Source organism: Micromonospora sp. NBC_00617, assembly GCF_045161355.1.
GTDB lineage: Bacteria > Actinomycetota > Actinomycetes > Mycobacteriales > Micromonosporaceae > Micromonospora.
In genome coordinates, this window is sequence record NZ_CP107751.1 from 809,799 (window position 1) to 823,337 (window position 13,539).

Genomic DNA, 13,539 nt, shown 5'->3' on the forward strand with positions numbered 1-13,539 from the left:
GGAGGGCACGGCGTACGGTGCCGCGGTCCGCGATCGGCAGCCGGGTCACCGGTACGCCTCCTCGGCGTCGGCGGGGCGCTCGGCGACCGGATCGTCGTCGCCGCGGGCCACCAGGTGACGGTAGCCCGGGGCGTATTCGAGCAGGCCGTCGTGGGTGCCGGTGGCGGTGATCCGGCCTGCGCTCAGGTGCGCGACCACGTCGGCGCGGCCGAGCAGCAGCGGCGACGTGGCGAGCACCACGGTGGTCAGCCCCGCCCGAGCGGTCCGCAGCCGCTCGGCGATCCGCGCCTCGGTGTGCGCGTCCACGGCCGAGGTCGGGTCCACGAGGATCAGCACCTCCGGCTCGGCGAGCAGCGCCCGGGCCAGGCGGACCCGTTGGCGTTGACCGCCGGAGAGCGTCCGGGCCCGGGCGTCCAGCGGGGTGTCCAGCCCGGCCGGGAGGGCGTCGACGATGTCGTCGGCCGACGCGGTCCGCAGGGCGGCGCCGAGCCGTTCGTCGTCGGTCCCGGGGCGCAGGACGTCACGCAGTGTCCCGCCGAAGAGGTACGAGTCGTGGTCGGCGACCAGGATCCGGGCACGCACCTCGTCCAGGGCGACCTCGGTCAGCGGTATGCCACCCCAGGTGGTGTCGCTGACGACGTACCGGCCCAGCCGGTCGGCAAGCGCCACGGCCGCCGCCGGGTCGTCGGCCGCCACCGCGGTCAGCTGGCCGGCGCGTACGGTCAGCCCGGTCACCGGGTCGTGCAGGTCGGCGGGGCCGTCCGGCGCGGTCACCGCATGCGGGTGACGCGCGTCGGGGACGGCGGACGGCCACCGGCGACCCGGCCCGCCGACGTCGTCCGGGGTGAGCCGGAGCAGGTCGGTGATCCGCCGGGCGGCGACCCGACCCCGGATGAGCTGATGGCTGCCCTCCAGGAGGAACCAGACCGGCACGATCAGGCTCGCGACGATGCCGTAGACGGCGACGAGTTCACCGACGCTGACGGCGCCGCTGACCACCATCCGGGCCGTCAGCCACACCACCGCCGCCAGGAACAGGCCGGGGATGGCGACGGTCGCCGCGTCGATCCAGCTGATGACCGCGCCGACCCGGTAGCCCTCGGCGCGCAGGTCCTGGGATCGGGCCGCGTACCGTCGGGCGAAGAGGTCCCGGCCGCCCACCCCGGCCAGCACGCGCAGCCCGGCCACGATGTCCCCGGACCGGGCGGTGAGCGCGCCCTGCTGCCTCCGGTAGACCGACTCCGCGCGTTCCAGTCGGCGCAGCAGCGGCCCGACGACCAGCGCGACCGCCGGCATGCCCACCAGCACGCAGAGCGCGAGCGGCGGGGAGATCGACCAGAGCACCACGGCGATGACCCCGTACGCGACGATCGCGCCGACGCCCGGCCCGGTCAGGGTCAGCACCTGCGCCGACCAGTCGATGTCGGAACCGCCCACGGTGGCCACCTCACCGGCGGCGGAACGGCGTGGCAGCGCCGCGCCGACCCGGGACAGCTGACGCAGCAGCACCTCCGCCGAGCGGGCCTTGGCGTCCTCCCGGATGAAGGTCATCGTGCGGTGTCGCATGATGCCCAGGTACGACAACGCCACCCCCGCCACGATGATCGTCACGACCCACAGGGCCAGGGCACGGCTGTCGCGGGCGCGCAGGCCGTCGTCGACGGCACGGGCGATCAGGTAGGGCCGGGCCGAGAGCCCGACCATCCAGGCCGTGCCGAGCAGGCTGCCGCGTAGCACCCGCCAGGGCTGGCAGCGGACCAGCCACCACAGGTACCGCATCGGACCGCGCGTGTCGGGGGTGCCGGGGTCGGAGTGTGGGATCTGGGGAGGCACCTGGCCACGCTATCGAGCACCGGGCCGACCTACCGACCGGTTTTCCTGTCGGAGGGGGAGGGCAGAATCATATTCGTGCTGGTGGCGGTGGTGGCGGGCGAACGCGGTGGGGGAGAGCTGCGTCCGCTCGACGCCGCCGGCCGACCCGTCGGCCCGACCGAGACCGTCAGCGACCTCGCGGCCGCGATGGCGGCGCGGGAGGCGGCCGAGCACCCGCGGTGGGTCTGGGCCGCTACGGGTGCGATCTACCCGGCGCTGCTGCGGGCCGGGGTTCGTGTCGAGCGGTGCCACGACGTGGAGCTGACCGAGGCTCTGTTGCTCGGGCACGCCGGCCGCTGGGGCGAGCCCCGCTCGCTGGCCGCCGCCTGGGCCCGCCTGACCGGTGCCGCGGTGCCGGCCGACCCGCCGCCGCGCGCCGCCGCGCCACCCGGGCACGGCCAGGGCGCGCTCTTCGACACGCTGCCCGGTCCGCCGGGGCCGGGCATCGAGGCACTGACCCGGGTGTACGCCGACCAGGTCGCCCGGCTCGCCACCACCGAGCACCCGGGCCGGTTCCGGCTGCTGGTGGCCGCCGAATCGGCCGGCGCGTTGATCGCGGTGGAGATGGGCGTCGCCGGGCTGCCCTGGCGGGCCGAGGTGCACGACGCGATCCTCGCCGACCTGCTGGGGGAGCCGTCCCCGGTCGGCGGGCCGCCGCGCCGGTTGGCCGAGTTGACGGCCCGGATCGCCGACGCTTTCGGCGTCCGCCAGCTGCACGCCGACTCCCCGGCCGAGCTGCTCAAGGCGTTCGCCCGGGCCGGGGTGGAGCTGCCCAACACCCGGGCCTGGGTGTTGCGCGGGGTGGACCATCCTGCGGTGCCCCTGGTGCTGGAATACAAGGAGCTGTACCGGATCTGGACGGCGCACGGCTGGTCCTGGCGTGAGCAGTGGGTGCGCGACGGTCGGTTCCAGCCGGAGTACGTGCCGGGCGGGGTGGTCTCCGGCCGCTGGGCGACCCGGGGCGGTGGCGCGTTGCAGATTCCCAAGGTGATCCGCCGGGCGGTGGTGGCGGACCCGGGCTGGCGGCTGGTGGTCGCCGACGCCGGCCAGTTGGAGCCCCGCGTCCTGGCGGCGGTCTCCGGGGACGCGCGGCTGGCGGCGGCGGGCGGCGCCGGTGACCTGTACGCCGCGCTCGCCCGGGACTCGTTCGGCGGTGACCGTCCCCGGGCCAAGGTCGCCCTGCTCGGGGCCATGTACGGGCAGACCGGCGGTGCGGCGGTGCCCGCGCTGGCGGTGCTGAAGCGCAGCTACCCGACGGCGTTCGGCTACGTCGAGGCGGCCGCGCGCACCGGCGAGGCGGGCGGGTTGGTCCGTTCGTGGCTGGGGCGCACCTGCCCACCCGGCTCGGTCGGGCTCGGTGATCCCGACGAGGGGCCGACCGATCGGGACGCCGCGGCCGATCGGCAGAGCCCCCGGGCTCGAGCCGCCCGGTCCCGGGGGCGTTTCACCCGCAACTTCGTCATCCAGGCCACCGCCGCGGAGTGGGCCTCGACGCTGCTGGCCACGCTGCGCACCGAGCTGGCCGACACCGACGCCGAGCTGGTCTTCTTTCAGCACGACGAGGTGCTGGCGCACTGTCCGGCGGAGCAGGCCGAGACCGTGGCGGCGGCGGTGAGCAGGGCGGGCGAGCGGGCCACCGCGCTGCTGTTCGGCGATACCCCGGTGCGCTTCCCGCTGGATCTGTCCATCGTCGACTGCTACGCCGACGCGGCCTGACCGGCTCTGCGGGTCAGGCCCGGCGTGGCCGGTTGGGCGGGTTTGGCCGGCGTGGCCGGTTAGGCGGGTCTGGCCGGCGTGGCCGGCTCTGCGGAGGTCATCGCGCGATGATCGACTCCACATCGCCGAGATGAGGGTATCCAGGCGCCTGGATGCCGCCACTTCGGCGATGTGGAGTCGATCAGCCACCCGGGGCGCGTCCGTAGGTCGCCGGGCCGTTTCGTGCTGCGGCGGTCGCGGAGGAGGCCATCGCGGCCTCGCCGCTGGCGGTCCGGTGCGTAACGGTTGCACTATTTTCCCTTTTCGCCCCGCCACTCGTGCGCGGCCCTCCTCGTTGCAGTGTCCGTAGGAGGGGGCCGGTCGTCACGGTCGGTCCCGTGCTTGAGGGGGCGCAGCTGAACCGGATCGCAGGAATGATCATCGCCGCAGGTGGGGGACGCCGCATCGGCGGTCCCGAAGCGCTGCTGCACCAGGGAGAGAAGCCCCTGGTCAACCAGATGATCGACACGATGACCGAGGCGGGCTGCGAGCAGATCGTGGTCGTGCTGGGGGCCGCCGCGGACCAGGTCCGGGAGACCGCCGACCTGGGCAAGGCGACCGTTGTGATCAACAAGGCGTGGGGCACCGGGGTCGGTTCGTCCATCCGTGCCGGCCTGGCCGCCATGGACGACGCGGGGATCGAGGCGGTGGTGGTGGTGCCGGTCGACATGCCGGGCCTGACCGCCGCGGCGGTCAGCCGGGTGGCCGCGCTGCCGTACCCGGATGTGCTGGTCTGCGCCACCTACGACGGGCTGCGCGGGTACCCGATGCTGTTCGGCCGTCGGCACTGGCCCGGCATCGCGACGCTGGCCAGCGCCGATGTGGGCGCCCGGCCGTACCTGTTGGCGCACAAGGACCAGATCGTCGACATCGCCTGCGACTCGGTGGCCGACGGCAGTCGCGTCGACACCCCGGAGCTGATGGCGCTCTACGGCCTCACCGTCCCGCCGCAGCGCGTCGGGGTCTAATCCGAGTAATTCCTAACCGTGGCTGGGGTGGTGGGCGTAGCCGGCGGCCGGCGGTGACCGTCAGTCACCTCCGTGGGGGCGGATGCGGTGGTAAGCGGTATACCTCAGAGTCATATTCATACCTCTGAGGTATACCGCTCGACAGCACATCAACGCGGCGGGCAGCCAAAGCGGATCATCAACACCCTTCTCACCGTGGTGCAGGTACTGCTCGGGGTGCGGTCCGGCGTTGCCGTAGCTGAAGCGGGCGATCCGGGCGGTTGCCGCGGACACCGACCTGTGGACCGATGATGCGTGACCCTCAAAAGCCAACTCGACCTGGAACTACACGGCGCTGACCAGGGTTAGGCCTTACTCGTCTAGCGCTTCGGCGACCGGGCAGGGTCACTGGGCCACTCTGGCCGCGCTCTCGTACGCCGCCGCTCGTGCGATCACCTCGGGGGTCGCGCGGGAGGGGTGGCCGCTGTCGAAGGGCGGTTGCGGGTCGTACTCCATCCAGAGCTGCACCGCTTGCGCGGTCGTCCGGTCCGTGAGGAGTTCGACGAGTCTCAGCCCCATGTCGAGGCCACTCGACACGCCGGCGGCCGTGATGATGCGCGCGTCCGGCTCTTCGACCACGCCTCAGGTCGTACGCCCGGTGGTCACCGCGTGCCGTCCGATACCGGTTCGCCCCCGTGAGGACCTCCCACGGCCCCGCGATGTCGAGGGACTGCACACCCGGGAAGGCGACGACGGTGACGTGCTCAACCATGCCCTGAGTCTGTCGGCGCGACCGGCGTGGCGCCATGACGCGCTACCCACGGATAGTGACACCGTGCGGGACCGCTCAGTCGAGCTGACCAGTGGCCGCGAGCCGCCCGTACCAGTGCGCGCTGTCCTTCCAGATGCGTTCCTGCGTGTCGTAGTCGACCCGGATGATCCCGAACCGGCGGTCGTAGCCGTAGCCCCACTCGAAGTTGTCCAGCAGCGACCAGACGAAGTAGCCCCGCACGTCCACGCCCTGCTCGCGGGCGTCCGCCACGGCGGAGATGTGCCGGCGCAGATAGTCGATCCGCCGGTCGTCGTGGATCCGGCCGTCGGCCGACACGGCGTCGTCGAAGGCCGCGCCGTTCTCGGTGATCATCAACGGCTGGCCCGGGTACTCCCGGCCCAGCCGCAGCAGCAGCTCGGTCAGGGCCGGCGGGTCGATGTTCCACCCCATCGCCGTGTGGGGGCCGGGCTGCGGCAGGAAGTCGACGCCGTCGGCGCCGACCCACGGCGAGTGCGCCGACGCGCCGTGCCCGTCGGCGTCCGAACGGGCCGAGTGCCCGTCCCAGGCGCGTACCAGGGTGCTCGAGTAGTAGTTGACGCCGAGCACGTCCAGCGGAACGGCGGCCACCTTCTCGTCGCCCTGGCGCACGAACGACCAGTCGGTGACGCCCGCCGTGTCGGCCAGCAGGTCGGCCGGGTACGCCCCGTTCAGCATCGGGCCGAGGAACGCCCGGTTGGCCAGCGCGTCGATGCGGCGGGCCGCGTCGACGTCCGCCGCCGAGTCGGACGCCGGGCGGATCACGTGCAGGTTCAGCGTCACCGACAGCTCGGCGGTCGGGGCCAACTCCCGAACCACCCGGCCGGCCAGGCCGTGCGCCAGGTTCAGGTGATGCACCGCCGCCAGCGCCGCCGCCGGCTCGGTCCGCCCCGGCGCGTGCACACCGGAGCCGTAGCCCAGGTACGCCGAGCACCACGGCTCGTTCAGCGTGGTCCAGGTGTGCACCCGGTCGCCGAGCGCGGCGACGATCCCCGACGCGTACTCCTCGAAGCGCAGCGCGGTGTCCCGCACCGGCCACCCACCGGCGTCCTCCAGCTCCTGCGGCAGGTCCCAGTGGTACATGGTGGCGACCGGGCGGACGCCGCGCTCCAGCAGGCCGTCGACCAGCCGGGAGTAGAAGTCCAGGCCGGCCTGGTTGAACCGGCCGGACCCGCCCGGCTGCACGCGCGGCCAGGAGATCGAGAAGCGGTACGCGCCCAGGCCCAACTCCGCGATGTGGTCGAGGTCCTGCGGCCAGCGGTGGTAGTGGTCGGCGGCCACGTCACCGGTGTCGCCGTTCAGCGTCCGCCCCGGGGTGTGGCTGTAGGTGTCCCAGATGGACGGCCCTCGGCCGTCCTCGGTGGCCGCGCCCTCGATCTGGTACGCCGCCGTGGCCGAGCCCCAGAGGAAGCTCTCCGCAAAGGTGCGTGCCGTCATCGTCCTGCTACCTCCGTCCCGGCGACCACGCAGTGGTACGCCGACGAGTCACCCGCCACCAGTTCCGCGGTGGCCACGCCATCGCGGAAGCTCACCTCGAACTCCGCGCCCGGCCCGTCGCCGGGCGACGGGATCCGTACCCGTTGCCGCTGTCCCTGCGCCGGGGCGTAGAGGCGCAGTTGCACGCCGTTTGCCCAGTCGTAGTCGGGCCGGTCGGAGCGCGCCCCGAACGGGATGACCGCGCCCGGCCGGGCGAGCACCGGCAGACTGTCGAACTCGTGCTTCTCGGTGACCCAGGCCGGGCCGGTGAGCTGCGCGCCGGTCACGAGGTGCGTCCACGTGCCGGCGGGCACATAGTAGGTGACCTGGCCGTCGGCGCTGAGCACGGGCGCGACCAGCACGTCGGGGCCGAGCATGTACTGCCGGTCCAGGTGCGCCGCGGCCGGGTCGTTCGGGAACTCCACGATCATCGGGCGCATCACCGGAATCCCGTCGCGGTGCGCCTCCTGCGCGGCGGCGGCCAGGTACGGCATCAGGCTGAGCTTGAGCCGGGTGAAGTGCCGCAGCACGTCGACGGCCTCCTCGTCGTACGCCCACGGCACCCGGTACGAACCGGAGCCGTGCAGCCGGGAGTGCGAGGAGAGCAGCCCGAAGGCGATCCACCGCTTGAACACGGCCGGATCGGGGGTGCCCTCGAAGCCGCCGATGTCGTGGCTCCAGTAGCCGAAACCGGACGACGCCAGGGACAGCCCGCCGCGCAGCGACTCGGCCATCGCGACGAACGTCGCCTCGCAGTCGCCGCCCCAGTGCACCGGGAACTGCTGCCCGCCAGTGGTGGCCGAGCGGGCGAACACCACCGCCTCGCCCTCGCCCCGCTCGGTCTCCAGCAGCTCGAAGACGGCCTTGTTGTAGAGGTAGGCGTAGTAGTTGTGCATCCGCTGCGGGTCCGAGCCGTCGTGCCACACCACGTCGGTCGGGATGCGCTCGCCGAAGTCGGTCTTGAAGCAGTCGACGCCCATGTCCAGCAGGACCTTGAGCTTGCCGGTGAACCAGGCGACCGCGTCCGGGTTGGTGAAGTCGACGAGCGCCATGCCGGCCTGCCACTTGTCCCACTGCCAGACCGACCCGTCCGGATTGCGGACCAGGTAGCCGGCCTGGCGGCCCTCCTCGAAGAGGTACGAGCGCTGCGCGATGTACGGGTTGATCCAGACGCACACCTTCAGGTCGCGCTCGTGCAGCCGGCGCAGCATCCCCGCCGGGTCGGGGAAGGTCGCCGGGTCCCAGACGAAGTCGACCCAGTGGAACTGGCGCATCCAGAAGCAGTCGAAGTGGAACACCGACAGCGGCAGGTCCCGCTCGGCCATCCCGTCGACGAACTCGGTCACCGTCTTCTCGTCGTACGAGGTGGTGAACGACGTGGACAGCCACAGCCCGTACGACCAGGCGGGCACCCGGGCCGGCCGGCCGGTCAGCGCCGTGTAGCGGCGCAGCACGTCCTTCGGGGTGGGCCCGTCGATGACGTAGTAGGTGAGGGACTGGCCCTCGACGCTGAACTGGTTCTGCGCCACGACCTCCGAGCCGACCTCGAACGACACGTGCTCCGGATGGTCCACGAAGACCCCGTAGCCGGCGCTGCTCAGATAGAACGGCACGTTCTTGTACGCCTGCTCGCTGGCGGTGCCGCCGTCGGCGTTCCAGATGTCGACGGTCTGGCCGTTCTTCACGAACGGGCCGAAGCGCTCGCCCAGCCCGTACACCGTCTCGCCGACGCCGAGGGCGAGCCGCTCGTGCACGTACCGGCGGCCCTCACCGTCGGTGACGATGCCGACGCTGCGCGCGGTGGACGCGGTGATCAACCGATCGCCGTGCCGGAACTCGACCCGCCAGCCGTCGATGAGCGCCACCCGGGCGGTCAATTCGCCGGTGGTCAGCGACGCGGTGATGCCGGTGATGTCGACGGTGACCGGGTGCGCGTCGTCGGTGGTCAACCCGAAGCGCGGCTCGCGGGGCAGCCCGCCGCTGTGGTGACCGATGGTCACCCCGACGACGCCGGGGGCGGGGGAGAAGAACCGGACGGTGACGACGGGCCGGTTCAGGGTGTCGCCCCGACCGGTGATCTGACCGGCCGGCGCGAAGACGGTGAAGCCGCGCTCGTCCGGCTCGACCGATTCGACTGTGCCGGGGCGCAGCACGCTGACCCCCGGGCGCAGTTGCCAGTACCCGTCGGTGAACTTCACTTCTCGGCTCCTGCCGTGATGCCGCGCGCCAGAGTGCGCTGGAAGATGAGGAAGAAGAGGATGGCCGGCACCAGACTGATCAACGCGCCGGCGTTGGTGGTCGGGGCGTCCATCAGCCGGTCGCCCTGCAACGACGCGAGCGCGACCGGGATGGTCTGCGTCTGGTTGTCGATGAGCATGACCAGCGGGATGAGGAACTCGTTCCAGGTCCAGATGAAGAAGAAGATGAGGAGCACGGCGAGCGTGGGCCGCAGATTGGGAAAGACCACCCGCCACAGCACCGTCCACTTGCCGGCGCCGTCGAGCGCGGCGGCCTCCAGCAGCGAGCGCGGGAACGTGCCCAGGACCGAGGCCAGCAGGTACGTGCCGAACGCGCTCTGGATCACCGTGAAGATGATGATCACCGCGAGTCGGGTGTTGTAGAGGCCGACCTCCTTCGCCACGTAGTACAGCGGGTAGATCAGCGCCTCCTGCGGCAGCATGTTGGCCAGCAGGAACAACCCGACGATCCACAGCCGGCCGCGGACCCGGCCGATGCCCAGGGCGTACGCGTTGAGCAGGGACACGACGACGCCGAGCACCGCCACGGAGCCGGCGATGAGCGCCGAGTTCCACAGCTTGAGGGGGAAGTTCACCTCGGTCCAGTACGTCCGCAGACCCTTGGTGTAGAACTCGCCCGGCCAGCTCAGCGGCCCGCCCGACGAGTAGTCGCCGGGCGACTTGAACGCGTTGAGCAGCATGAACGCGAACGGCACCAGCATGACGAGCGCGCCGAGGGTGACCAGGACGAGCACGACCCAGCGGCTGACGCCGCGGTGGTGCCGGTCGCGGACGGGCCGCTGCACCGGTGTGGGCGCCGGCGTGAGCGTGACGGCCATGTCAGAACCCCCGGTCCCGGCGCTCGCTGCGCGCCTGCATCCAGATGAAGACCACGGCCACCACGACGATGATCAGCGTGAGCACGGTGGAGATCGCGGAGCCGTAGCCGACCTGGAGTTTCTTGAAGAACGTGTAGTACGCGAAGTACGACGGCACGTTCGTGGCGTTCTCCGGGCCACCCCGGGTCAGCGCGAAGATCGGCCCGAACACCTTCAGCGCGGCGATGGTGCAGGTCAGTGCGACCACGAAGGTCTCCGGCCGGATCTGCGGGAGGGTGATCGCCCGGAACCGGTGCAACCAGTTCGCGCCGTCGACCTCGGCCGCCTCGTACAGCTCCGGGTCGACCCGCTGCAACGCCGCCATGAACACGACCACCGGGTAGCCGATCTGCACCCAGATCATCACCGCCATGACGGCCGGCAGGGCCGTGCCCGGGTCGCCGAGCCAGTCGTGGCGCAGCGCGCCGAGGCCGACCGCGTCGAGCAGGCTGTTGAACGCGCCGTCGGGGCGCAGGATCCAACCCCAGACGATGCCGGCCACCACCACGGGCAGCACCTGCGGCAGATAGAACGCGGCCCGCAGCGCCGCGGCGGTACGCGGCTTGAACCGGCGCCCGATGACGTCGAAGAGCACCGAGGCGAGCAGCAGCCCGAGCAGGGTGGGCACCACCACCATCGCGACGATCATCGCCACGGTGTTGCGGAACGACGCCCAGAACACGTCGTCGTGCAGCAGCCGCTGGTAGTTGTCGAACCCCACGAAGGTGGGGTCGCCGATCCCGGACCACTTGGTCAGCGACAGGTAGACGGTGCCGACCAGCGGAGCGCCGATGACCAGGACGAACAGCACCGCCCCGGGGAGGAGGTAGAGCCAGTACGCCGCGTTGCGGCCGCGCGGTCCGCGGCGGGGCTTGCGCGGGGTGGGGGTCGCCGTCGGGTGTGGGGCGGCGACGATCTCGGAGACTGCCATGGAAGATCCTTCCCGGCGGGGCGGGCGGGCACGCCGGTCGTGTCGGTCGTGCCCGCCGCTCGCCGTGTCACTTGCCGGTGATCTCCTTGACGCCATCGGCGTACGGCTTGGCGATCGTGTCGAGCACCTGATCGGGGGACTTGGACCCGTTGATCAGGCCTTGGAAGCCACCGACCAGCACGTCGTAGTAGCCGGGCACCGGCCAGTCCGGGTAGAAGGCGAGGCCGTCCTGCTTGCTGACCGTGTTGAAGTCCTCGATCAGCTTGCGGTCCTTCGGGTCGCTGATCTTCGAGGCGTCAGCGGCGACCGGGACGCCACCGTTGTTGCCGATCAGGTCCTGGATCTCCGGACGCAGGGTGATGTCGATGAAGTCGTACGCCAGGCTCTTGGCCTTGCTGTTCGACGGAACCACCCAGATGTTGCCCGACGACCCGGCATTGAGGGTGTTGCCGGGGAAGAGGAACGTGTCCCAGTTGGCCTTCATCTCGGTCTTGAACCGGCCGTACCACCAGCTGCCCGAGACGATCATCGGGGTCTTGCCGGCGATGAACGCGGTGCCCATGTCCTCGGCCTTGAGGCTCGCCGAGTTCTTGGCCACGTAGCCCTTGCGCACCCACTCGGCGAAGGTGTCCGCGCCGTACTTCAGCGGGTCCGCCTTGAAGTCGACCGGGTTCTTGTAGAGCTGGTAGTTGTCGACGAACTGCCGGTCGGCCTTGGACAGCGCCAACTGGTAGAAGAGCTGGCCGGCCGGGTACTCCGCGCCGGCCATGCCCAGCGGCGTGACGCCCTTGCCGACGAAGGTGTCCATCGCTGCGGTCATCTCGACCAGCGTGGTCGGCACCTTGACGCCGTTGCGGTCGAACAGGTCCTTGTTGTAGTAGACCGTGACGTACTCGCCGTAGTTCGGCACGCCGAACCAGTTGCCCGACCCCATCACGCCCTTGTCGCTGTACCGGGCGGTGGTCTGCAGGCTGGGGCTGAGCTTGCCGGCCCAGCCGCGCTTGTCGGCCTCGGCGCTCAGATCGGTGAGCAGGCCCTGCGACGACAGCAGGCCGGCCGTCGCGTTGCCCTTGTTGTACTCCATGATGTCCGGGCCCTCGGACGAGTTGATGATCATGCCGGCGTTCTGCTGGATCTGCTCGAACGCCTTGCGCTCGAAGCGCACCTCGACGCCCGGGTGCTCGGCCTTGAAGATCTCGATCGCCCGGTTCCAGCCGACCCCCATCGCGCTGTTCTCGCTCTCGTAGTGCCAGAGCTTGAGGGTCTTGGCCCCGCTGTCGTCCTCGCTCTCGCCACCGCCGCACGCGGCCACGGTGGTCGTCGCGGTCGCCGCCAGGGCGATCGCCGCGACGATCCGGCGGAATCGCTGCATTGCTATCCTCCTCGTTGAGTATCGAGCCCGGTATCTCACTGGGCCCGTCGTCGCGTTGCCGCGCGGCGGCGGGCCGTTCTGGCTGGTCAGCCCCCGCTCGTCGGAGACGGTTCGACGCTGACCGAGGCCGGCCGACGTGGCCCGGCGGTCGATCCCCGGATCTCCAGCGCACACGGCAGCAGTTGCTGGTGGCGCTCGTGACCGGGCCCGTCCAGGTGGCGCACCAGCGCCTCGATCGCGATCCGGCCCAGGGCCGACCCGGGCGACGTCATCGCGGTCAGCGCCGGGGTGGCCAGCTCGGCGACCTGTGGCGAGGTGACCATCGAGACGACCGAGACGTCGTCGGGCACCGACAGCCCCCGTCCGGTCAGCTCGCCGAGGATGCCGAAGATCGCGGTCTCGTTCATCGCCAGCACGGCGGTCAGCTCCGGCGTCCGCGCGAACGCGGCGGCCAGGGCGGCCCGCCCGCCGGCGGCGCTGTCCTCGGCCGGGATCATGACCGGCTCCAGACCGTGCCCGGTCATCGCCGTGACGAACGCGTCCCGGGTGCGCAACGCGGGACCATAGCCGCTGGCCAGCGTGGCGGCCGAGTGGTTGACGTAGACGATCCGGCGGTGTCCCAGGCCGACCAGGTGCGCGACGGCCTCCCGCACGGTCTGCTCGAAGTCGATGTCGACGTAGGAGAGCCCGGTGGTGTCCCCGGTGCGCCCGATCAGCACCAGCGGCACGCCCGCCTCCTGGAGCACGGTGACCCGCTCGTCGGCGAGCTGCACCTCCATCAGCACGACCCCGTCGAGCATCCGCTGGCTGGCCAGCCGCCGCAGGTCGGCGAGGTTGCCGCCGCCGACCGGCGAGAGCACCAGGTGATAGCCGACGGCGCTGGCCGCGGCGGCGGCGCCGGTGACGAACGCGGTCTCGGTCGCGCCCAGGCCGCGCTCGTCCATCGGCATCAGCAGGCCCAGGATGCGGCTGCGCCGGCTGGCCAGCCCGCGGGCCATCGCGTTGGGCTGGTAGTCGAGCTCGGCCATCGCGGCGAGCACCTTGTCCCGGGTGGCCTGGGAGATCGGCCGGGTGCCGGTGAGCACGTACGACACGGTGCTGACCGAGACCTGCGCAAGGCGGGCGACGTCGTGCATCGTGGCCACCGCGCACCTCCTCCGGCCCGGCGTGGAATCGCTCCCGAGTGATCGTCGAAGCGTTTCGACGAAGCGGTTCGACAGACGCTAGGCCACCTGTTACGGCGACGTCAATAGCCGATGTCGA

At 71.5% G+C, this 13,539-nt stretch carries 10 protein-coding genes; 2 read left to right on the forward strand and 8 right to left on the reverse strand.

The window, feature by feature from the left end; genetic code table 11:
* Positions 1-45 precede the first annotated feature (45 nt).
* Positions 46-1,779 carry an ABC transporter ATP-binding protein gene (locus OG505_RS03800; RefSeq protein WP_405434364.1) on the reverse strand — a complete coding sequence of 578 codons (1,734 nt, stop codon included), beginning with the start codon at positions 1,777-1,779 and terminating at the stop codon, positions 46-48.
* A 99-nt stretch (positions 1,780-1,878) separates the two neighbouring features.
* Between OG505_RS03800 and OG505_RS03805 the strand changes: the two genes are divergently transcribed.
* Both OG505_RS03805 and OG505_RS03810 read left to right on the forward strand, forming a co-directional pair.
* A complete protein-coding gene (locus OG505_RS03805; protein WP_405434366.1) occupies positions 1,879-3,588 on the forward strand; it encodes a bifunctional 3'-5' exonuclease/DNA polymerase in 1,710 nt (569 codons plus the stop codon).
* 413 nt (positions 3,589-4,001) lie between these two features.
* Positions 4,002-4,595 carry an NTP transferase domain-containing protein gene (locus tag OG505_RS03810; RefSeq protein WP_405434367.1) on the forward strand — a complete coding sequence of 198 codons (594 nt, stop codon included), beginning with the start codon at positions 4,002-4,004 and terminating at the stop codon, positions 4,593-4,595.
* Between the two features lie 384 nt (positions 4,596-4,979).
* Here the strand turns inward: OG505_RS03810 and OG505_RS03815 are convergent, their stop codons facing one another.
* From OG505_RS03815 to OG505_RS03845, 7 genes are all read right to left on the reverse strand, one after another.
* Entirely contained in the window at positions 4,980-5,213 is a 234-nt protein-coding gene (locus OG505_RS03815) for a hypothetical protein (protein ID WP_405430997.1), read from the reverse strand.
* 208 nt (positions 5,214-5,421) lie between these two features.
* Positions 5,422-6,819 carry a GH1 family beta-glucosidase gene (locus OG505_RS03820; protein ID WP_405430998.1) on the reverse strand — a complete coding sequence of 466 codons (1,398 nt, stop codon included), beginning with the start codon at positions 6,817-6,819 and terminating at the stop codon, positions 5,422-5,424.
* Positions 6,816-9,056: an alpha-xylosidase gene (gene yicI / locus OG505_RS03825; protein WP_405431000.1), complete on the reverse strand. Its 2,241-nt coding sequence runs from the start codon at positions 9,054-9,056 to the stop codon at positions 6,816-6,818. The genes OG505_RS03820 and yicI overlap by 4 nt, the downstream gene beginning before the upstream one ends.
* Complete coding sequence (locus OG505_RS03830) at positions 9,053-9,934, reverse strand: carbohydrate ABC transporter permease (RefSeq protein ID WP_405431002.1); 882 nt, start codon at positions 9,932-9,934, stop codon at positions 9,053-9,055. The genes yicI and OG505_RS03830 overlap by 4 nt, the downstream gene beginning before the upstream one ends.
* 1 nt (position 9,935) lies before the next feature.
* Entirely contained in the window at positions 9,936-10,904 is a 969-nt protein-coding gene (locus OG505_RS03835; protein ID WP_405431003.1) for a carbohydrate ABC transporter permease, read from the reverse strand.
* Between the two features lie 67 nt (positions 10,905-10,971).
* A complete protein-coding gene (locus OG505_RS03840) occupies positions 10,972-12,276 on the reverse strand; it encodes an ABC transporter substrate-binding protein (protein WP_405431005.1) in 1,305 nt (434 codons plus the stop codon).
* Positions 12,277-12,362: 86 nt separating this feature from the next.
* Positions 12,363-13,412, reverse strand: a complete 1,050-nt coding sequence (locus tag OG505_RS03845; protein WP_405434368.1) for a LacI family DNA-binding transcriptional regulator — start codon at positions 13,410-13,412, stop codon at positions 12,363-12,365.
* Between the last annotated feature and the right edge of the window lie 127 nt (positions 13,413-13,539).

Excerpts from the sequence above, each read along its gene's own strand:
- OG505_RS03820 (WP_405430998.1), bottom strand. The coding sequence starts at position 6,819 with ATGACGGCACGCACCTTTGCGGAGAGCTTCCTCTGGGGCTCGGCCACG.
- OG505_RS03840 (WP_405431005.1), bottom strand. The coding sequence starts at position 12,276 with ATGCAGCGATTCCGCCGGATCGTCGCGGCGATCGCCCTGGCGGCGACC.
- OG505_RS03835 (WP_405431003.1), bottom strand. The coding sequence starts at position 10,904 with ATGGCAGTCTCCGAGATCGTCGCCGCCCCACACCCGACGGCGACCCCC.
- OG505_RS03810 (WP_405434367.1), top strand. The coding sequence starts at position 4,002 with ATGATCATCGCCGCAGGTGGGGGACGCCGCATCGGCGGTCCCGAAGCG.
- OG505_RS03800 (WP_405434364.1), bottom strand. The coding sequence starts at position 1,779 with ATGCGGTACCTGTGGTGGCTGGTCCGCTGCCAGCCCTGGCGGGTGCTA.
- OG505_RS03830 (WP_405431002.1), bottom strand. The coding sequence starts at position 9,934 with ATGGCCGTCACGCTCACGCCGGCGCCCACACCGGTGCAGCGGCCCGTC.
- OG505_RS03845 (WP_405434368.1), bottom strand. The coding sequence starts at position 13,412 with ATGCACGACGTCGCCCGCCTTGCGCAGGTCTCGGTCAGCACCGTGTCG.